Raw genomic sequence first — 19,497 nt, forward strand, 5'->3', positions numbered from 1 at the left:
TGCGATAAAGATTAAACAAGCAATAAAGCCAGCATGCATTTCTGGATCTGCGGCCATACTTAACCCTGTAATTGTACAGAAAACAAAACCTAAGATTGGCACGATTGGATATAGTGGCGCAGCAAATTTCAAATCCTTTGCCGTATAACCCGCTTTATACCATTGGCGTCTAAAGTTAAATTGACTCCAACAAATACACATCCATACGATTACCATGGTAAATGCAGCAACACCTAAGAGATTTTTAAAGATGGTTTCAGGCGCATAGTGTTCTGATAAAAGCCCTGGTATCGCACCAAACATGGTCACCACAAGCGCGATAATCGGTGTGCCGCCCTTAGATAATTTTGAGAAAACACTTGGCAGTTGGCGTTGATCCGATAGAGACCACATCATACGTGATGCTGCATAAAGCCCTGAGTTCGCTGCAGAAAGTAAAGCGGTAATGATTACAAAACGGATGATGTCATCTGCATATGGGATACCAATATAATTAAATACCGTGACGAAAGGGCTGCTACTAACGCCTTCACCGCCCAAGCCTGCAATTTCAAAAGGCAATAAGGCACTAATGACGATAATGGTACCCACAAAGAAAATTAATAAGCGCCAAATCGCTGCATTAATCGCTTTAGGTACATTTACAGCTGGATCTTTAGTTTCACCCGCAGCGACCCCAATCAACTCTGTGCCAGAGAAGGCAAAGTTGACAATCAGCATTGTGGTAAAAATTGGAATGAGACCCTGAGGAAACCAACCGTGTGAGGTCAAGTTATGAAACAACGGAGCAGATTCTTTGCCTTCGAAAGGAATTAGACCAAAAATGGCTAGCAATCCAAGGATAATAAAGGCAATGACGGTCACAACCTTAACCAAAGCTAACCAAAACTCAGATTCTGCAAAGATGCGAGTAGAACTCAGATTTAGCCCGAAAATAGTCACTGCAAAAATAATGGTCCAAATCCACATCGAAATATGTGGAAACCATTCCTGCATGAGCAGAGCCGCAGCGGTAAATTCTGTACCTAAGGTTGCCGTCCAAGTGAGCCAGTATAGCCAAGAGACCATATACCCTGTGCCTGGACCAATATAGTGTTTGGCGTATGTACCGAAAGACCCTGCTACAGGCATATGTACGGCAAGTTCACCGAGGCACAACATCACCATGTAGGCGATTAAACCACCTAGAATATAAGCGAGAATTGCACCAATCGGTCCTGTTTGGGCGATAACTTCACCCGAACCTAAGAATAGCCCTGTACCAATCGCACCACCGAGAGATAGCATCACTAAGTGGCGAGTACTCATTGCGCGTTTTAATGTTTGTGGCGCATTTTGATCCTGATGAGTATTTGAGTTGGAAGATTGCATACGACAATTTGTCCAAACATGGAGAAGCGGCTATTTTATGTAAAATTCGGAAATGTGCAATCCGATTAATGGAAAGATTGTGAGAAAAATATAATTATTAGAGAAAGAATATGGCGTCCCTACGGGGATTCGAACCCCGGTTACCGCCGTGAAAGGGCGATGTCCTAGGCCTCTAGACGATAGGGACAGATGAGGCATGGTTTGTGTTCAATAAAATATTGTACACATTTAAACTGAGCTTGCCTGCGCACAGCGTAGCTGTTTGCTTAAATTTTAAGGAAAAGTTTTACTTTTCTAATCTTAAAATTTGGTGGAGCCAAGCGGGATCGAACCGCTGACCTCTACAATGCCATTGTAGCGCTCTACCAACTGAGCTATGACCCCAGTTTGTGTGAGGGCAATATTAGGGGGATTACCCTCACACGTCAATGATTAAATTGAATTAATTCTCACTAGTTGCATCATTTTTCGGCAATTTTAGCGATTCATTTAACTTTTCCCAAACTTTCAATTCTTTCTTGCTTGGAGAGCCTACAATTTCCAAGGCATGACGTAAGCGTGCAAAGGTTAAATCTGGTCCAAGTGTAACCATTGCCTGCATCACAGGAGTAGAGCTGGTTGAACCCGCAATTGCAATAAAGAATGCTGGCATGAAATCACGCAGTTTAATCTCCATTTGATTTGCCAAGTCCATTAAGGTTTGACTCACTGTATCGTTATTCCACGTAAACTGACTTTCTAAACGCCAAATCGCAAACTGTAAACTTTGGCGAACTTGCTCTTCAGTTAATTTCTTACTTTCAAATTGTTCTTTACTGATTTGCGGCATGTGATTGAAGTAAAAACCTGCCCAATTCACAGCTTCAGAGAGTAAGTTGATACGAGGCTGAATAGCGGCAGCAATATCTTCAAGGGTTTGGCGATCACTTTTCCACGACAATAGGCGATCTAGGAGTTGTCCAGGTGTTAGGCCCTTAATCCACTGACCATTGAGCCAGTTAAGCTTTTCAACATCAAAGATTGGTCCACCCAATGAAACACGCTGTACATCGAAGTTCTCGATCATGTCTTGCAGCGTAAATACTTCACGTTCATCTGGCATTGACCATCCCATACGACCGAGATAGTTGAGGAGGGCTTCAGGTAAGACACCAATGTCACGATAGTAATTGATAGAAGTCGGATTTTTACGCTTAGAGAGTTTTGATTTGTCAGGGTTGCGCAACAGTGGCATGTGACAAAGCGTTGGCATATCCCAACCAAAGTATTGATACAGTAATTGATGCTTAGGGGCTGATGGTAACCATTCTTCACCACGTAATACATGTGTAATTTGCATTAAATGATCATCAACGACGTTGGCAAGATGATAAGTTGGTAGTCCATCAGTCTTTAACAACACTTGCATGTCTACTTGTGCCCATGGGATCTCAACTTCACCACGTAACATATCATTGATTTTGCAGATACCGTCTTCTGGCACTTTCATACGAATAACGTGTGGTTCACCTGCGGCTAAACGTTGCTGTACTTCTTCTTGTGTGAGTTTAAGGCCACGACCATCATATTTAGGCGTTTCGCCACGAGCTTGTTGTTCCGCACGCATTTGATCGAGTTCTTCTGCAGTTGCGAAACAATAGAAAGCATGACCTTTTTCGACCAATTCAAGCGCATATTGTTTATAAATTCCCATCCGCTCTGATTGGCGATAAGGTGCATGTGGACCACCTACATCAGGACCTTCAGACCAGTTCAGACCTAACCAACGTAATGAGTCTAAAATCATTTTTTCAGATTCAGGCGTTGAACGCAGTTGATCTGTATCTTCGATACGTAAAATAAATTCACCGCCGTGCTGTTTCGCAAAACATAAATTAAATAATGCAATATAAGCAGTACCTACATGTGGGAAACCTGTAGGAGAGGGAGCAATACGGGTACGAACTTTCATAGGTAATCAGGACGTTAAATTAGAATTGAAGCTATTATAACGAAAAAGCCTAGTCACAACATGACTAGGCTCATTTAAACATGTGAAGGGTTACATATTTAAAAACTAAGAGCTATGTGGTTGGAATATCGTCTGTACAAAACGTGAAAAGCGTTCATGTTGGCTGGCAAAAAATGTTTGAGTCGGCGTCGTACGAATCGTATTCAACATTTTTAACTCATCATCTGTAGACGGTAGCATAACGTTATTACGCTTTTGCTGGTCAAGGGCTTTCACAATCGGTGAAGTGGTTTTTTCCATGGTTTTTATGTTGTTATTTTCTTTAATAGCAGCAGCATGTCCAATTTGTACAGAACATACTAAAAATAAACTAAGGCATAATGTTTTTTTCATTTCTAATGCTCGCATTGCTAACATCCCCTTCATTAATTGAGCCTAAAAGACTAACTAAGCAAATATAGTATTGCTTTAATAATACGATTCAAACATAAATCTTAATAAAAAAGTAGAACTACGTCACACTTTTTACAAAAATAATAAAATTTATAGCTATTAATACCCTCTATTAATAACAGTTTGGCTACTTTGTATACAAGCTAAATTTAGCAAGCAAATGTGTAGAAAGCATGGAGAGTTGTCAATATGTATTTGGGATGAAACAGCTTCATACCATTGATTTGGATCTAAAGCATTTTTTCTATATCAAAAAATAAGAAAAACAATGATTATTTACTTATAAAGTATTGATTATATTAATTTTTATATATGTGTATATTGAGCAAAACACAAACTAATGAGTAAGATGAATGAAAAAAATAATCGCGGTAGCATTTGTTGCTTTTGGTATAAATAGTCTGGTTCATGCAGCAACAACTTTTTTAAATGTTTCTTATGACCCCACGCGTGAGTTTTATCAAGAATATAATCAAGCATTTGGTCAATATTGGAAAAATAGAACTGGACAGGATATTGATTTTAAACAGTCTCATGGGGGCTCTGGCAAGCAAGCGAGAGCCGTAATCGATGGTTTACAAGCTGATGTTGTTACATTGGCGTTGGCAAATGATATTGATGAAATTGCTAATGCAGGCTTAATTCGAAAAGATTGGCAAAAACAATTTAGAGATAACTCCGCGCCTTATACCTCGACCGTAGTTTTTTTAGTGCGTAAAGGCAATCCTAAAAATATTCGTGATTGGAATGACTTAACCAAAGATGGGGTGGAAATTATTACGCCCAATCCAAAAACGGGAGGTGCGCCCCGTTGGATTTATTTATCTGCTTGGGGGTATGCCTTGAAACAACCAGCAGGCAATGACGCTAAAGCTCGTGAACTGGTCAAAAAGATATATCACAATGTAAAAGTTTTGGATTCAGGCGCACGTGGATCATTAACCACCTTTGCAGAGCGTGGAATTGGTGATGTTCTTTTGTCATGGGAAAATGAAGCGCTGTTAGCAACTCAGGGTTTGGGTAAGGATAAATTTGAAATCATCTATCCTTCGATCTCCATTTTAGCTGAACCCTCAGTTGCGATTATCGACAAAACAGTAGATAAAAATGGCAATCGCCAGCTTGCTCGAGGGTATTTAAATTTTCTGTACTCTCCTCAAGGGCAGCAACTTGCGGCAAAACATTATTTTCGTCCAAGGAATCCTCAGGTTGCTGCCAAATATGCAGCACAATTTCCGAAAGTCAAATTATTCAGCATTCATGATGTATTTGGTGGATGGGAAAAAGCACAAAAAACACACTTTGTGAATGGTGCGATTTTTGACCAAATTTATTCACAAAAATAATAGACTGATTCGTTGAATCATCATTCTAGTCCTTCGAAAAGCAAATCTTTAGCGAGATTTGCTTTTTTATTGATTGGAAAAAGTCGAGAAAACGGTTTTGCCTATGAAAAGTTAAGAATTCTCTACAAAAAGTCGTTTGGAGCTGGCTTAAAACAAGGTGATAATGTGCAGTTACATTTTTAGCTGTTGATTTATCTCTTATGTCGCATATTTCTGTCTTACTTCACGAAACGGTTGATGGCGTATTGGCAGGTCGCGACACAGGTGTTTATGTCGATGCAACCTTTGGTCGTGGTGGTCATACCAAGTTGTTGCTTTCCAAGCTTGATCCAAATGCGCGTGTTTATGCCTTTGATAAAGATCCACAAGCACTTGAGGTTGCAGCTCAGTTAGAACAAGAAGATTCTCGTTTTAAAATCATCCATGCTAGTTTTGCTGACATTCAAGCTGAGTTAGCCAAGATTGGTATTATTGAAGTTGACGGGATTATGGCGGATCTTGGGGTATCTTCCCCTCAGCTTGACCAAGCAGAGCGTGGTTTTAGCTTTATGCAAGATGGTCCTCTTGATATGCGTATGGATAACTCTCAAGGTTTGACTGCCGCAGAGTGGTTACTCGAAATTGAAGAAGAAAAATTAGCCAATATTATTTACCAATATGGTGAAGAGCGTTATAGCCGACGTATTGCCAAGGCGATTAAGTTGGCTGGTGAAATTACAACTACAGCTCAACTCGCTGAGATTGTTAAAGTGGCTCACCCTAAATGGGAGAAGCATAAACATCCTGCAACTCGAACTTTCCAAGCGATTCGTATCGCAATTAACAAAGAACTAGATGATATTGAGATATTTTTGCCGCAAGCTGTAGAATTATTAAAACCAACAGGACAATTGGCAGTGATTAGCTTCCATTCTTTGGAAGATCGTTTGATCAAACAATTTATTCAAAAAGAGTCAACTTTGGCTGAAGATCATGGTTGGGGAATGCCTCAAGCGCAAATTGATACCCGCCGTTTAAAGAAAGTCTCTCGTATTCGTGCGAGTGAAGCAGAAGTAAAAGCAAATCCTCGCTCACGCAGTGCATGGTTGCGCGTGGCAGAACGTTTAGAGAAAAAAGGCAAATAATGGACAACAAAAATGATGACGAGGTAATAACAAGCAGCAAAACTGGACTTAAAAAAGTCGTTGTTTATGCTGTACTCGTTGCACTGGTGTTCACAAGTGCATTGATGGTGGTATTTCAAGTGTTTGAATACCGACATGACTATCGTGACTTGAGTGCGCAAATGAGAGAAAGAGATGACTTGAATGCAGAGTGGGGACGTTTGCTGATTGAACAGCAAACTTTTGGCGCAACTGCACAAATCGGCTCTCGTGCTGTGACTCAGCTCCGTATGTTTTCACCACCTGCATCCCAAACGGTTGTGATTTCTTTACCAACGACTTCAAAGCAAGATAAATAAGGCACGCTGTATGGTAGACAAGCGAAATAAACCAACACGAAAAAAACAGCAATCCATTTCTGCTAAACCGACACTGGCTTTGGATATGTGGCGGTTTTATTTGCTTTGGGGAACAGTATTACTTTGTTTTATCGTGATTGTTGCACGTGCTTTCTATGTACAGGTTATTAATAAGGACTTTCTTCAGAATAAGGCCAATGCCAATATTTTGCGTACTGAACGTTTAGAGGCGATGCGCGGTGTGATCAGTGATCGACATGGCGTTCCTTTGGCGATTAGTACACCGATCATGAAAATTGTGATTGACCCAAGAGATTATTGGGATGCCAAGACCCAATTTGATGAGATTACTGCTGAACTGAAAAAGGATCCGAATAATCGTCGATTAAGACGCCAATTACCCAATAAAAATCTGAATTTAGATGAGTTGGCTGACGTTGTCGGTATGGATCGTAAAACGCTGAAAAAACACATGACGGATCGAGCTCGATCTCGTTATTTAGTATTACAGCGTGAAGTACCACCACAGCAAGCAGATTTGATTCTTCAACATAATTTTCAGGGTGTTTATACGGAGAAAAGTTATAAGCGCTATTACCCTCAACCGCAACCGAATGCCCAGATTATTGGCTTGACCAATAGTGAAGGTCGGGGGATTGAAGGTTTAGAAATGCAGTTGAATACTCGACTTGCTGGTGTGGATGGCGAACAAAAAATTATTCGTGATAAAAAGGGTAATCGCTTAAAAGTTTCAGAAGTGATTAAAGAAGTCGAATCTGGTGAAAATATTACCCTTAGTATCGATTCGCGTTTGCAATACATCATGTATCGGGAGCTGACTGCTGCGGGCGTGGCAAATAATGCACGTTCTGCCACTGCGATTGCGGTGGATGTCAAAACGGGTGAGATTTTGGCGATGACCAGTTGGCCTTCTTACAACCCAAATGACAAAGGTGGTTTGAGCAATAAAGATGCCATGCGTAACCGCGGTGCAATTGATATGTTTGAACCAGGCTCAACCATGAAGCCGTTTACCGTTGCTGCGGCATTGGAAAGTGGTCAATACACCCCGAACTCGATTGTGAATACCGCTCCGGGCACAATGCGTTTAGGTTGGCATACTATTCGTGATACACATAACTATGGCGCATTGACGCTGACGGGAATCATTGTCAAGTCATCAAATGTTGGATCTGCCAAGTTGGCATTATCTTTACCGAAGGAGGCATTGCCTTCTTTCTTCCGTCGAGCTGGGTTTGGTCAAAGCTCAGATGTAAAATTCCCCGGTGAAAGTGCAGGCTTACTCTATTCTGCCGATAAATTAAACTCATCACAATTAGGTACAATGGCCTATGGTTATGGTTTGAATGCGACGATCTTACAGCTTGCACAAGGTTATGCCATGTTGGCAAACCATGGTGTGGAAATGCCTTTGAGCCTTCATAAGCTCGATCAGGTGCCTGAAGGGCGACAGGTGCTCGACCCTAAGATTGCAGATCAAGTCTTGATGATGTTGGAACAAGTGACCTTACCTGGTGGGACGGCTAAACAAGCTGTTATTCCGGGTTATCGCGTCGGCGGTAAAACAGGAACAGCACACAAACTTCGTGCTGACCGAAAAGGTTATTCGAACAGTGAATATCGTGCCTTGTTTGCAGGTGTTGCACCTGTAAGTGATCCTCGTTTGGCAATGATTGTTGTCGTCGAGAATCCACAAGGTCGTTATTATGGTGGTTTAGTTGCAGCGCCTGTATTTGCCAAGATCATGCAAGAGTCATTACGTTTGCTAAATGTACCTTTAGATAAACCATTAGATACTTCTATAAAAACCAATCCGTAGGTAAATTATGTCGATTAGTTTTCAACAGATACATCCGATCAGCATAGATGCGGTTTGGTATACACAACCTTTTCAAGGCTTTAGTCTGGATAGTCGTAAGGTGGAGAAGGGGCAAATTTTTATTGCTCTGAGCAGTTATAGCCAACCTGAAAAAACACGCCAGTTTGCTCAAAATGCTTTGGATGCTGGAGCACTCGCCGTAATCAGTGAAGCGACATTGGGGGTGACAAACGAGTGGGTTTGTCCAGATGTCCGTTATCAAATGGGTGAATGGCAAAAGCAATATTTACAGGCAGTTGATCCTGTACAGCCTATATGCGGTGTTGCAGTCACAGGTACTAATGGAAAAACCACGATTTCACGCCTGATTGCTGAGTTGATTAGCTCGCAAGGTAAAGGTTGTGCGGTGATGGGCACCACGGGTAATGGTATTTTGCCCAATTTAACACCATCTACCCATACCACCTTAGATGCTTTGCAACTCCAACATGCTTTGCATGATTATGCAAAACTAGGTGCAAGATTTGTGGCATTGGAAGCAAGCTCACATGGATTGGAGCAAGGTCGTCTGAATGGCTGCGATTTGGAAATAGCGGTTTATAGTAATTTAAGTCGTGACCATCTGGATTACCATGGAACATTAGAAGCTTATGCTGAAGCAAAAGCGCGGCTTTTCAAATTTACGACCTTAAAAGCGGTGGTGATTAATCTGGATGATGCATATGCCCAACTCATGTTAGATGCGGCTAAAGCCAATCCATCTCAACCGAAAATTCTGACGTACTCCTTAACCCAAGCAGCGGCTGATTATCATATCGATGCTTTAGAGTATCGTTTGAGCGGCGCGAATTTTACGCTGTTGGCACCAACAGGTTCATATGCAGTTCACAGTCCATTGCTTGGGCATTTTAATGTTGAAAATTTATTGGCAAGTTTAATTGCTGCTGAGTGTGCAGGATTCGACTTGGCGGATTTAGTTGAATTTGTGCCACAACTTCAAGGCGCGCCGGGTCGTATGCAAGTGATTCAAGATGCAAATCGCCTGTTCGTGGTGGACTATGCACATACGCCAGATGCTTTAATTCAAGTGCTAACCACCTTGAAACGTCATGTTACAGGTCAACTGTGGGCTGTATTTGGTTGCGGTGGTGATCGTGATCGTGGCAAGCGTCCGTTGATGACGCAAGCAGCACTTGATCATGCTAATCCCGTTATTTTGACTTCGGATAATCCTAGAACTGAGGATCAAGCACAGATTTTTGCTGACATGAAACAAGGGATGAATTTTACTGAGCATCTCATGCATGAAATTCATGATCGTAGAGAAGCAATTAAATTTGTCGTTGCTCAAGCTCAAGCGGGTGATATTGTGGTGATTGCAGGGAAAGGGCATGAAAACTATCAGGAGATTGATGGCGTGCGTCATTGGTTTGATGATGTGGTTGAGGTGCAGTCTGCGATAGCAGCCCAACCACATTCCTTAGATTCTGCTTATTCTGCACAATAGCGTTAAAAGGTAAATAAAAACCATGCATACCTCAACAACCAGTACTGTTCCATTAGAAGCGTGGACAGCAGAACAATTACAACAAGCGACTCAAGGGGAATGGTTTCGGCAGAATCTTCCGAAGAGTGAAATTAAGCGTATTTTAACGGATTCACGTCATGCGGAAATGGGCGATGCATTTCTGGCTTTAAAGGGCGAGCGTTTTGACGCACATGATTTTGTTGCGCAAGTTGCCGCTCAAGGATGTCAAATTGCGATTGTAGAGCGCCCAATAGATTCAGATATTGCACAGTTGATTGTCAAAGATACTCGATTGGCTTTAGGTCATTTAGGGACTTATCGTCGTCAGCAAAATCAACAGTTAAAGGTTATTGCTTTAACAGGAAGCAGTGGGAAAACCACCACTAAGGAAATGTTAGGCAGCATATTATCTCGTTTAGCACCGACTTTAATCACACGTGGCAACCTGAATAATGATCTAGGTGTGCCGATGATGTTGCTTGAGCTCCGCCCAGAGCACCAATTTGCGGTAATGGAATTGGGTGCGAATCACCAAGGTGAGATAGATTATACGTCTAATTTAGTCCAGCCATATGTTGCTGGAATTTTGAATATTGGAACTGCTCATTTGGGTGAGTTTGGTGGGCGTGATGGAATTTGTCGTGCTAAGTCCGAAATTTATGCACATATCCTACCTGACGGGACTGCCATTGTTCCTTCAGATGATGATTTCACCGCCACTATTCGTCAAAATGCAGGCAATCATCCAATCCTGAGTTTTGGCGAGGGTGGTGATGTGTACGCAACGGAGATTCAGCTGAATCCGCAGTCTGCACAATTTAACCTCCATACACCAGAAGGTTCGAGAACAGTCAATCTGCCATTTGCAGGTGCACATAATGTGCAGAATGCGACGGCAGCAACTGCCTTTGCATTAGCGATAGGTATACCTTTAGATGATATTGTTCAAGGTTTAGAGCAAGCCCAAGGGGCCAAGGGCCGTTTGAACTTTATTCAACATCAAAATTATCTGTTCATTGATGATACTTATAATGCGAATCCTACCTCAATGCGCGCAGCAGCAAAGGTCTTGCTACAACAGCAGGGTTTAAAAGTCATGGTGATGGGGGATATTGGGGAATTAGGCGATAGTAGTTGGCAGGAACATCATGATTTGGGTCGTGATTTGATTGAGTTGCCCTTAGATCATTTGGTGGTGGTTGGTGAATTTGCTGAAGCAGCACAACAAGGTTCTGGATGTGCAGAAAATTTACATGCATTTGCAACACAAGCAGACGCTCTACCGTTTTTAATTAATTTAGTCCAAACACATCAACCCCAGTCAATGAGTTTCCTCTTTAAAGGGTCTCGTTATACCCATATGGAAACGTTGATGGCTGATTTGATGGAGAAACTTTAAATGTTGCTATGGTTATTTGAACAATTGGCGGGGTATAACAGCTCGTTCCAAGTTGTTCGTTATTTAACACTACGTTCTTTATTGAGTGTATTGACCGCGTTGATGATCGGGTTGTTCCTTGGGCCGATGATGATTCGTAAATTACAAGCATTAAAATATGGTCAAGCGGTCAGCTCTTTTGCTCCAGAAAACCATGCTAAAAAAATGGGGACACCTACGATGGGGGGGATTTTGATCTTACTCTCCATCGGGATCAGTACCTTGTTGTGGGCTGATCTATCTAACCCTTATGTTTGGATCGTGTTAGGGGTGATGGTGGTGTTCGGTGCAGTCGGTTGGGCAGATGACTGGATCAAAATTCGCTATAAAGATAATGCTGGTTTACCTGCTCGAAAAAAATTCTTTTGGACTTCACTTGCTGCACTTGGGGCGGGTGTTGCGCTTTATGTGATTGCAAAACAACAAGATAGTCCTGTGCATACGGCAAACATGTTGGACTTGTTGATACCATTCTTTAAAAATCTTTCAATTCCACTTTCTGCAATTCCACTCGGTTTAGCATTTATTGCTTTTACTTACTTGGTGATCAATGGTGCTTCGAATGCGGTTAATTTAACTGATGGTTTAGATGGTTTGGCGATTATGCCGATTGTCATGGTTGCTGCTGGTTTAGGTGTATTTGCTTATTTGTCTGGTGATGTTCGCTTTGCAACTTATCTACATATTCCTTACATCAAATATACCTCTGAATTGGTGGTGATCTGTTCAGCAATGGTGGGTGCTGGTTTAGCTTTCCTTTGGTACAATGCCCACCCTGCGCAGATTTTCATGGGTGATGTTGGCGCTTTAGCATTGGGTGCAATGTTGGGTACGATTGCGGTGATGGTGCGTCAGGAAATCGTATTTGCGATTATGGGCGGTGTTTTCGTCATGGAAGCAATTTCTGTTTTCTTGCAGATTGGTTCATTGCGTATGCGAAATAAGCGTGTGTTCTTAATGGCACCCTTGCACCATCACTATGAAAAGCAGGGATGGAAAGAAACACAGGTGGTCATTCGATTCTGGATTATTACGATTTTCTTGGTTGTTTTAGGTTTAATGACCTTAAAATTACGTTAAGCCACGATTCAAAGAAAGAAGCTGGTGAAAATGCCAGCTTTTTTTATGTTTGGAGAAAATGAATGAGTTTATTGATGTGCCCTGTGTGTCGCCAAGCTCTACACTTGGCAGAAAATGCATGGCGATGTGAGAATAGTCATAGTTATGATGTGGCAAAACAAGGCTATGTCAATTTACATGTGGTGCAGCATAAGCACAGTAAGACGCCTGGGGATACACCTGAATCGGTATTGGCGCGTCGAGAATTTTTACAGGAAGGATTTTATCAACCTTTACAACAGGCGGTGGTTGCATTGTTACAGCAACTACAACCTAAATCAGTCTTAGATATCGGTTGTGGTGAGGGGTACTATACGAGCGCAATGCAAGGGTGCACAGATCAATGTGTTGGGGTAGACATTGCCAAAACAGCGATACAGCGTGCAGCCAAGCTCAATGCGAACGTCACTTGGGTTGTCGGTACAGGAGCAACTTTGCCTGTACAAGACCGAACTATTGATGTGTGTACCAGCTTGTTTAGCCCAATTCCTCAAAGTGAAATTGTTCGCGTATTAAGGGAGAAAGGTTATCTGATCGTAGTGACACCTGCACCAAGACATTTATATGAGTTGCGTGAAGCTTTGTTCGAGCAAGTAACTTTGCATGAGCCTCAGAAATTTGTGGAACAGTTAGCTGCGCAGTTCAAGCTGGTTCAATCACAATGCGTCGAAGCACCAATGTTGCTTGATCAATATGCATTAAAAAACTTAATTGCAATGACGCCTTATGCTTATAAAGCCAATCCTGAGCGACGTATGAAGCTAGAACAAGTACAGCAATTTTCGGTCATTGCTGCTTTTCAGATTTATGTATTTGAAAAAAACCAACAGCCACCAAATTGATGACTGTTGGTTCTGTTAAAACTTGAAACTATTGAATTTGATTAATTAAATTCTCGATACCATCACGCTCTCTTTGTTGTGGTGGGTTCTGGGTGGTAGAGCCCATGTTTGGAGGCTGTCTGCGCGCAGGGGTGATCGTCTGTTCAGTATTGGATGTCGTTTCAGATAAATCTGAAAAATCACTTTGAGCTGAAGTGGTGGGCGCTGGCGGCGCAGGGCGATAAAGTGGACGAGCCAAAGGTGGAGATGCTCGGTATTCTTTACGATCCTGATTTTGCTGAACTTGCATTTGATCATGTGAGATCGGGTCTTTGGCATCTTTATCCAATTTTACCCATGCAGACGGTGTGTCTTTTAAAGCATTTGCCATAAAGTTCGTCCAAATTGGCAATGCAGCGACTCCACCATATTCTCTGCGGCCCAGTGTTCGTGGTTGGTCGAATCCAACCCAAGCAACCGCGACAAGATTTCCATTGAAACCAGCGAACCATGCATCTTTGGCATCGTTCGTTGTACCTGTTTTACCCCCTAAATCATCACGACCGATTCGAAGTGCAGCCCGACCAGTACCATGCTGAATAACATCACGTAATATGTTAGCCATATCATAGGCAGAGCTGGATTTTAGGATGCGTTGTGCTTGACGATAGTCACTGTTGGTTTTGACCATTTGTTCAGTTTGAGTTGTATTTTCCATTACTTCAGAAGCGGCATTGTCTTGCTCTAGGCTTTGATTGGTGATTTCAGTAACATTACTTTGCTGTTCATCTGTTGGCGCTATAGCTTGGGCATCTGATGAATTCTTGTTGATACATGGAATACATGCATATTCAGGTTTGGCTGTATAGATCACTTTGCCAGTGACATCTTCGATACGTTGGATAAAATGCGGTTGAACACGATAGCCACCATTGGCAAAAGTTGCATACCCTGTTGCCATTTGTACAGGCAGTACCTGTGGCGTTCCTAAGGCAATGGTATAGTTACGTGGAATTTGATCTTCTTGTAAGCCAAAGTCCATGAATAACTGACGTGTACGCTCGATTCCAACATTTTGTAATAAACGTACTGAAACTGTATTTCGAGAAAGATATAGAGCACGTCGTAGCGGGATCATACCGAGATAGCGGCCGTCAGAGTTTCTTGGTGACCATCTACCAATGGTAATTGGACTATCATTGACCATGCTATATGGCGTCATGCCGCGTTCTAATGCAAGGGCATAGACGAACGGCTTGATGGTTGAACCTGGTTGACGCCAGCCTTGGATGGCACGGTTAAATTTTGAATGATAAAAGTTATAGCCCCCTACAACAGCTTCTATTGCGCCGTCATTCGGATTTAGAGCAATCAATTGGCCTTGAACCCGCGGAATTTGGGTTAATGCCCAAGCTGTTTTATCGCTATTTGGACGTAAACGAACAATATCTTTAACCTTAACAATTTGTGAGGCATTCGAAGGTGCTCCGCCTACGCTATTCACATTGCGGTATGGGCGAACCCATGACATGCCCGACCAATTTACAGTAACCGTTGAGCCGTCTTGTAATAAGGCTTCAAAGGAGTTGTTATTGACTTTGGTCACTTGAGCCGGAAATGTATTGGCAAAAGCCATAAATTGATTCAATGGTTGATCGTGAGCTTCAGCACCACGCCACCCATGACGTCGATCATAAGCTTCTAAACCATCTTGGAGGGCTTGTTCCGCGTAGCGTTGGCGTTTACTGTCAATGGTTGTATAAACTTTATAGCCAGAATCTGTTGCTTGTTCACCAAAGTGTTTCACTAATTCAGCACGGACCATTTCGCCCACATACGGAAATACATTGCTCACTGAGAGATCAACCATATTTAAGTTAATCGGCTCTGCGACGGCTTTTTGGTATTGATTTTGATTAATATAGCCGAGTTGTAACATGCGCCCAAGAATCCAATTACGGCGCTCCAGTGCGCGTTGTGGATTGGCAACAGGGTTATAGCGAGATGGGGCTTTAGGTAAGCCTGCAATCATCGCCATTTCGGCAATACTTAGATCATCAATCTCTTTGTTGTAATAAATTCGTGCTGCTGCTGCGATTCCGTAGGCGTTTTTACCTAAAAAGATTTTGTTTACATACGAACTGAGAATTTCTTGTTTACTTAGATTTTGTTCAATTTTTCTGGCAAGAAAGACTTCTGTTAGTTTACGTCGTAGTGTTCGTTCTGGACTTAAATAATAATTTTTTGCAACCTGCATGGTGATCGTTGAGCCGCCCGTTTGCACATCAGATCCAGTAATTGACTCGGTTATCGCTCGCCCGAGACCTTTAAAACTGATACCACTATGCTCAAAAAAGGAAGAATCTTCTGCAGCCAAAAATGCATGGATAAAGGTGGGTGGAATTTGCTCATATTCAACAGGAATGGAAAGGTTACCGCCATATTCAGCAATAAGTTGATTATCTGCTGTATAGACCTGCAATGGTTTTATAAGTGGCGCCTTTTTTAATGAGCTCATATCTGGCAGAGATGGTGCCAGATAGAGATACATGCCATAGAATCCCATTGGAAGTGAGACTAAGATAATAATAAGGATCAAAAAAAATGGGCGAACAATACCAGAACTGGATAGCTTTTTCATAATAAGTAAGTTTTAATAAGAGCGAATGGCAAACTAATTGTGGTCAGTATATCCTTTAGACATGCGGATTGTTAGATGAGATATTGTATCCGTATTAATTAAAGACCAAAACAAATTAGTATGTTGTATTTTTTGGGGATAAAAAAATAAATAGGAAAGTACTGTGCTCAGGTTATATCGTAAACCAAATAAGGGGTTAGTGGGGGTCGATATTAGTTCGACAACTGTTAAATTATTGGAGCTCTCTGTAAAGAACGGTAGATATTGGGTTGAAAGTTATGCTGTGATGCCGCTGCCTGAAAATAGTGTGGTGGAAAAAAGCATTCTGAACCCAGAGGCGGTAGGTGATGCACTTGAAAGAGTGGTGAACCTTGCGAATCCTCACACCAGTAATGTTGCGATGGCAATTCCGACATCTATGGTCATTAATAAGATTATAGAAATGGATGCTGACATGACGGATGAAGAACGTGAAGTTCAAATTCGTATGGATGCTGAGCAATACATTCCGTTCCCATTAGATGAAGTGAGTCTTGATTTTGAAGTCCTGCCTGATCGATTAAATAATCCAAATCGGGTGAATGTACTTCTGGTTGCAACACGTACTGAAAATGTAGATACCCGTGTTGAAGTGTTGGAACTGGCTGGCTTAACAGCAAAGAAAGCAGATGTTGAAAGCTATGCAATGGAACGTGCATTCTGCGTCTTTTCTGATACCTTGCCGATGGGTGCCAATACTGTTGGGATATTAGATATTGGCCATACGATGACCACCTTGTCTGTTATGCAGAAAGGGAAAATTATCTACACGCGTGAGCAGGTTTTTGGTGGACGTCAACTGACACAAGATATTCAAAGTCGTTATGGTTTATCTTTTGAAGAAGCCGGTCGTGCAAAAAAAGAAAGAACCTTACCTGATGATTACGATATTGAAGTGTTAGAGCCATTCTTGGATGCAGTGGTACAACAAGCAGCACGTTCACTACAGTTCTTCTTTTCATCATCTCAGTTTAATGAAATTGATCACATCTTGCTGGCAGGCGGAAATGCGAATATTCCCGGTCTAGCGAAGTTATTACAACAAAAATTAGGTTACCGAGTAACGATTGCCAATCCATTTTTACAAATGGGGTTTTCTCCACAAATCGATATTAAAAAAATTGAAAATGATGCGTCCTCACTGATGGTTGCATGTGGTTTGGCATTGAGGAGTTTTGATTAATGGCAAAGATTAACTTACTCCCTTGGCGTGATGAGCTAAGAGAACAAAGAAAGAAACAATTTATTGCATTTTGTGTTGGGGTGGCTGCTTTAGGAATCGCATCTGTATTTACAGCATGGATGTATTTTGATCACAAGCTGAATGATCAAGAACAAGCAAACCAGTTTATTGTGAGTACCAATCAAAACTTAGATGTTCAACTGAAGTCATTAGAGGGATTGCAAGAGCGTCGCAATGCGATTATTGAACGCATGAAGTTGATTCAAGGACTGCAAGGACAACGACCAGTCATTGTACGTTTGGTTGATGAGTTGGTGCGTGTAACCCCTCCAACAATGTACATCACTAAGTTTACGCGTACAGGTGATAAATTTACCATCGAAGGAAAAGCAGAGAGTCCAAATACCGTTGCCGAGCTGTTACGAAATTTGGAAGCTTCACCTTGGTATCGTAACGCATTTATGAATTCGTTTTTGGCATCAGAAGAGAAAAAAGATAAAGCCGTTAGCTCTTTAGTTCCTCGTGTCGAAGAAAATTATGGCAGTTTCGTTGTTACTGTAGACTTGGGTGAAATTGGAACCACGGTGACAACTGATCCTGCTTCAGAATCAGCTGCATCAGTAACAGTGGGAGGCGCACAATGAGTCAAGATGAACTAAATGATCTCAATCAAGAAGGCGCAGCTGTAAAGAAAAAGAAAATGACAGTTGAGCAATTTTTTCAGCAATTTAATACCTTAGATATGAACAACTATGGCAGTTGGCCATGGTCGGTAAAAGTGACGTGTTGGATTTTTATTTTACTCGCTGTTGTGGCATTGGGTTATTTCGTTGTGATCCAAAAGCAGCTACAGACGATAGCTAATGCTGAAGCGCGTGAACAAAGTCTATTAAATGAGTTTAGAGAAAAGGAATCTAAATTACGCAACTTGCAGCAATACCAAACTCAATTGCAAGAAATGGAAGCGAATTTTAATCAGCAGCTTGAGCAGTTGCCAAAAGAAACTGAAATTCCGAGTTTGGTTGAGGATATAAACTTAACTGGGGTAAATTCGGGTCTGAAATTTAAAAATATTCGTTTAGAAAAAGAAGTTAGACAAGAGTTCTTCATTGAGCAACCAATTAGTCTGGAAGCAACAGGCGATTATCATGCCTTCGGTGCTTTTGCGACAGGTATTGCCGCTTTGCCTCGAATCGTGACTTTGCATGATTTTATCGTCGAAGCGAAAGAAGATACTCAGAAAAAATCTGATATCCCTGTTGTCCATTATACGGTTAAAGCAAAAACTTATCGTTATGTTGGGGCGGATGATCAGGTTGATAGCACTGCTGTTTCAGGGGGGCAACGCTAATGAATAATTATAAATTATTACTTACATTGTTCGTTGGTCTTGGGTTGGTGGGATGTGATTCTCGTATTGATGCGGTGAATCAAAAAATGGCTGAAATCCGTAATCAGCCACCGTTACCAATTGAACCAGCGCCTATTTTTACGCCAGTTCCTCTATTTAATTACGCAGCACACCAACTGAAAAGTCCATTTATGCCAAGTTCTTTGGCGGCTGAATTAAAAATTATGGCAGGTAAACGTGTTTATCCTAATTTTAATCGCCAGCCTCAGCCTTTAGAAAGCTATGCCTTAGAGTCTTTGAATATGAAAGGCAGTATGCGTGGCCGTGCTAATGAAACCATTGCACTGATTCAAACACCAGATGGGCAGATTGAACGGGTGCAAGTGGGAAGTTATCTGGGGATGAATCAGGGGCGGATTATTAAAATTAGTCCAACACAAATCGATTTGGTTGAAATCGTTCCTGATGGGCGAGAGGGTTATGTTGAGAGACCAAGAACACTCGTTTTAATTGGACCTGCGCCGTAAGATTAAGGGAATAACAATGAAAAAACAGTTTAAAGATTCTTTATTTGGGGAAGCGAAGACCATGAATCGTGCATTCCGTCAATTTTCAATGGGTGCTGTCGCAATAGCAGTGATGCAGGTAGCATCAGCACAAGTGAACATGACCAACATTGTGCCAATGAGTTTGGCTGATCAGGGGACTGAAATTCGTGTCATGTTTAATGGTCTGCCACCACAGCCGCAGGCATATCAACTTGAACAACCCTCTCGTTTGATTTTGGATTTTGATAAAGCTAAACAAACCTTAAAGCAGAGTTCTATACCTGTTGCAACCAATGAAGCCAGTTCAGTAGAAGTCGCTGCGGATGACCAGCGTTCTCGCGTGATTGTGAATTTGAAAGATGCAGGCGCTTTTACCACACGTGTAGAAGGTAATACTTTTATTCGG

17 protein-coding genes and 2 tRNA genes are annotated in these 19,497 nt (G+C 41.8%); 13 read left to right on the top strand and 6 right to left on the bottom strand.

The window, feature by feature from the left end:
• The 5 genes from HMPREF0023_RS02685 to HMPREF0023_RS02705 form a co-directional block, all read right to left on the bottom strand.
• Positions 1-1,371 (bottom strand): amino acid permease (locus tag HMPREF0023_RS02685; RefSeq protein WP_008941132.1); only part of this gene is annotated, 1,371 nt, incomplete at its 3' end.
• Positions 1,372-1,482: 111 nt separating this feature from the next.
• Positions 1,483-1,558 (bottom strand) — tRNA-Glu (locus HMPREF0023_RS02690).
• Between the two features lie 121 nt (positions 1,559-1,679).
• A tRNA-Ala gene (locus HMPREF0023_RS02695) sits at positions 1,680-1,755 on the bottom strand.
• A 58-nt stretch (positions 1,756-1,813) separates the two neighbouring features.
• Complete coding sequence (gltX, locus tag HMPREF0023_RS02700; RefSeq protein ID WP_008941133.1) at positions 1,814-3,322, bottom strand: glutamate--tRNA ligase; 1,509 nt, start codon at positions 3,320-3,322, stop codon at positions 1,814-1,816.
• A 105-nt stretch (positions 3,323-3,427) separates the two neighbouring features.
• The gene (locus HMPREF0023_RS02705) at positions 3,428-3,730 is read right to left on the bottom strand and encodes a hypothetical protein (RefSeq protein ID WP_017395591.1); all 303 of its coding nucleotides are present in this window, start codon (positions 3,728-3,730) and stop codon (positions 3,428-3,430) included.
• Positions 3,731-4,128: 398 nt separating this feature from the next.
• On the opposite strand from HMPREF0023_RS02705, the gene HMPREF0023_RS02710 reads away from it, so the two are divergent.
• From HMPREF0023_RS02710 to HMPREF0023_RS02745, 8 genes are all read left to right on the top strand, one after another.
• Positions 4,129-5,121, top strand: a complete 993-nt coding sequence (locus HMPREF0023_RS02710) for a sulfate ABC transporter substrate-binding protein (RefSeq protein WP_004641344.1) — start codon at positions 4,129-4,131, stop codon at positions 5,119-5,121.
• 200 nt (positions 5,122-5,321) lie between these two features.
• Positions 5,322-6,245 carry a 16S rRNA (cytosine(1402)-N(4))-methyltransferase RsmH gene (rsmH, locus tag HMPREF0023_RS02715; protein ID WP_004641342.1) on the top strand — a complete coding sequence of 308 codons (924 nt, stop codon included), beginning with the start codon at positions 5,322-5,324 and terminating at the stop codon, positions 6,243-6,245.
• The gene (locus HMPREF0023_RS02720) at positions 6,245-6,583 is read left to right on the top strand and encodes a cell division protein FtsL (RefSeq protein ID WP_004641340.1); all 339 of its coding nucleotides are present in this window, start codon (positions 6,245-6,247) and stop codon (positions 6,581-6,583) included. Before rsmH ends, HMPREF0023_RS02720 begins: the two co-directional genes overlap by 1 nt.
• A gap of 10 nt (positions 6,584-6,593) precedes the next feature.
• Complete coding sequence (gene ftsI, locus HMPREF0023_RS02725; protein WP_008941134.1) at positions 6,594-8,423, top strand: penicillin-binding protein PBP3; 1,830 nt, start codon at positions 6,594-6,596, stop codon at positions 8,421-8,423.
• 7 nt (positions 8,424-8,430) lie between these two features.
• Positions 8,431-9,930 carry a UDP-N-acetylmuramoyl-L-alanyl-D-glutamate--2,6-diaminopimelate ligase gene (locus HMPREF0023_RS02730; protein ID WP_004641336.1) on the top strand — a complete coding sequence of 500 codons (1,500 nt, stop codon included), beginning with the start codon at positions 8,431-8,433 and terminating at the stop codon, positions 9,928-9,930.
• Between the two features lie 22 nt (positions 9,931-9,952).
• The gene (locus HMPREF0023_RS02735; protein WP_004641334.1) at positions 9,953-11,350 is read left to right on the top strand and encodes a UDP-N-acetylmuramoyl-tripeptide--D-alanyl-D-alanine ligase; all 1,398 of its coding nucleotides are present in this window, start codon (positions 9,953-9,955) and stop codon (positions 11,348-11,350) included.
• Entirely contained in the window at positions 11,351-12,469 is a 1,119-nt protein-coding gene (gene mraY, locus HMPREF0023_RS02740) for a phospho-N-acetylmuramoyl-pentapeptide-transferase (protein WP_005087040.1), read from the top strand. It abuts the gene before it with no gap.
• 62 nt (positions 12,470-12,531) lie between these two features.
• Complete coding sequence (locus HMPREF0023_RS02745; protein ID WP_004641331.1) at positions 12,532-13,350, top strand: putative RNA methyltransferase; 819 nt, start codon at positions 12,532-12,534, stop codon at positions 13,348-13,350.
• Positions 13,351-13,378: 28 nt separating this feature from the next.
• Here HMPREF0023_RS02745 and ponA read toward each other — a convergent pair whose 3' ends face one another.
• The gene (gene ponA / locus HMPREF0023_RS02750) at positions 13,379-15,970 is read right to left on the bottom strand and encodes a penicillin-binding protein PBP1a (RefSeq protein WP_004641329.1); all 2,592 of its coding nucleotides are present in this window, start codon (positions 15,968-15,970) and stop codon (positions 13,379-13,381) included.
• Between the two features lie 163 nt (positions 15,971-16,133).
• Here ponA and HMPREF0023_RS02755 point away from each other — a divergent pair, with 163 nt between their 5' ends.
• The 5 genes from HMPREF0023_RS02755 to HMPREF0023_RS02775 form a co-directional block, all read left to right on the top strand.
• The gene (locus tag HMPREF0023_RS02755; protein ID WP_004641327.1) at positions 16,134-17,192 is read left to right on the top strand and encodes a pilus assembly protein PilM; all 1,059 of its coding nucleotides are present in this window, start codon (positions 16,134-16,136) and stop codon (positions 17,190-17,192) included.
• A complete protein-coding gene (locus HMPREF0023_RS02760; protein ID WP_004641325.1) occupies positions 17,192-17,836 on the top strand; it encodes a PilN domain-containing protein in 645 nt (214 codons plus the stop codon). The genes HMPREF0023_RS02755 and HMPREF0023_RS02760 overlap by 1 nt, the downstream gene beginning before the upstream one ends.
• Entirely contained in the window at positions 17,833-18,543 is a 711-nt protein-coding gene (locus HMPREF0023_RS02765) for a type 4a pilus biogenesis protein PilO (RefSeq protein WP_008941136.1), read from the top strand. Before HMPREF0023_RS02760 ends, HMPREF0023_RS02765 begins: the two co-directional genes overlap by 4 nt.
• Positions 18,543-19,070: a pilus assembly protein PilP gene (locus HMPREF0023_RS02770; RefSeq protein ID WP_005088514.1), complete on the top strand. Its 528-nt coding sequence runs from the start codon at positions 18,543-18,545 to the stop codon at positions 19,068-19,070. Before HMPREF0023_RS02765 ends, HMPREF0023_RS02770 begins: the two co-directional genes overlap by 1 nt.
• A gap of 61 nt (positions 19,071-19,131) precedes the next feature.
• Positions 19,132-19,497 (top strand): AMIN domain-containing protein (locus tag HMPREF0023_RS02775; protein WP_190319060.1); only part of this gene is annotated, 366 nt, incomplete at its 3' end.

Origin of the sequence: Acinetobacter sp. ATCC 27244 (genome assembly GCF_000156555.1) — a bacterium.
Lineage (GTDB): Bacteria > Pseudomonadota > Gammaproteobacteria > Pseudomonadales > Moraxellaceae > Acinetobacter > Acinetobacter haemolyticus.

Bases quoted from the DNA above. Each gene is read 5' to 3' on its own strand.
- HMPREF0023_RS02710 (WP_004641344.1), top strand. From the start codon at position 4,129: ATGAAAAAAATAATCGCGGTAGCATTTGTTGCTTTTGGTATAAATAGT.
- gltX (WP_008941133.1), bottom strand. From the start codon at position 3,322: ATGAAAGTTCGTACCCGTATTGCTCCCTCTCCTACAGGTTTCCCACAT.
- HMPREF0023_RS02745 (WP_004641331.1), top strand. From the start codon at position 12,532: ATGAGTTTATTGATGTGCCCTGTGTGTCGCCAAGCTCTACACTTGGCA.
- HMPREF0023_RS02720 (WP_004641340.1), top strand. From the start codon at position 6,245: ATGGACAACAAAAATGATGACGAGGTAATAACAAGCAGCAAAACTGGA.
- mraY (WP_005087040.1), top strand. From the start codon at position 11,351: ATGTTGCTATGGTTATTTGAACAATTGGCGGGGTATAACAGCTCGTTC.
- HMPREF0023_RS02770 (WP_005088514.1), top strand. From the start codon at position 18,543: ATGAATAATTATAAATTATTACTTACATTGTTCGTTGGTCTTGGGTTG.
- rsmH (WP_004641342.1), top strand. From the start codon at position 5,322: ATGTCGCATATTTCTGTCTTACTTCACGAAACGGTTGATGGCGTATTG.
- ftsI (WP_008941134.1), top strand. From the start codon at position 6,594: ATGGTAGACAAGCGAAATAAACCAACACGAAAAAAACAGCAATCCATT.
- HMPREF0023_RS02765 (WP_008941136.1), top strand. From the start codon at position 17,833: ATGAGTCAAGATGAACTAAATGATCTCAATCAAGAAGGCGCAGCTGTA.
- ponA (WP_004641329.1), bottom strand. From the start codon at position 15,970: ATGAAAAAGCTATCCAGTTCTGGTATTGTTCGCCCATTTTTTTTGATC.
- HMPREF0023_RS02730 (WP_004641336.1), top strand. From the start codon at position 8,431: ATGTCGATTAGTTTTCAACAGATACATCCGATCAGCATAGATGCGGTT.
- HMPREF0023_RS02705 (WP_017395591.1), bottom strand. From the start codon at position 3,730: ATGCGAGCATTAGAAATGAAAAAAACATTATGCCTTAGTTTATTTTTA.
- HMPREF0023_RS02735 (WP_004641334.1), top strand. From the start codon at position 9,953: ATGCATACCTCAACAACCAGTACTGTTCCATTAGAAGCGTGGACAGCA.
- HMPREF0023_RS02760 (WP_004641325.1), top strand. From the start codon at position 17,192: ATGGCAAAGATTAACTTACTCCCTTGGCGTGATGAGCTAAGAGAACAA.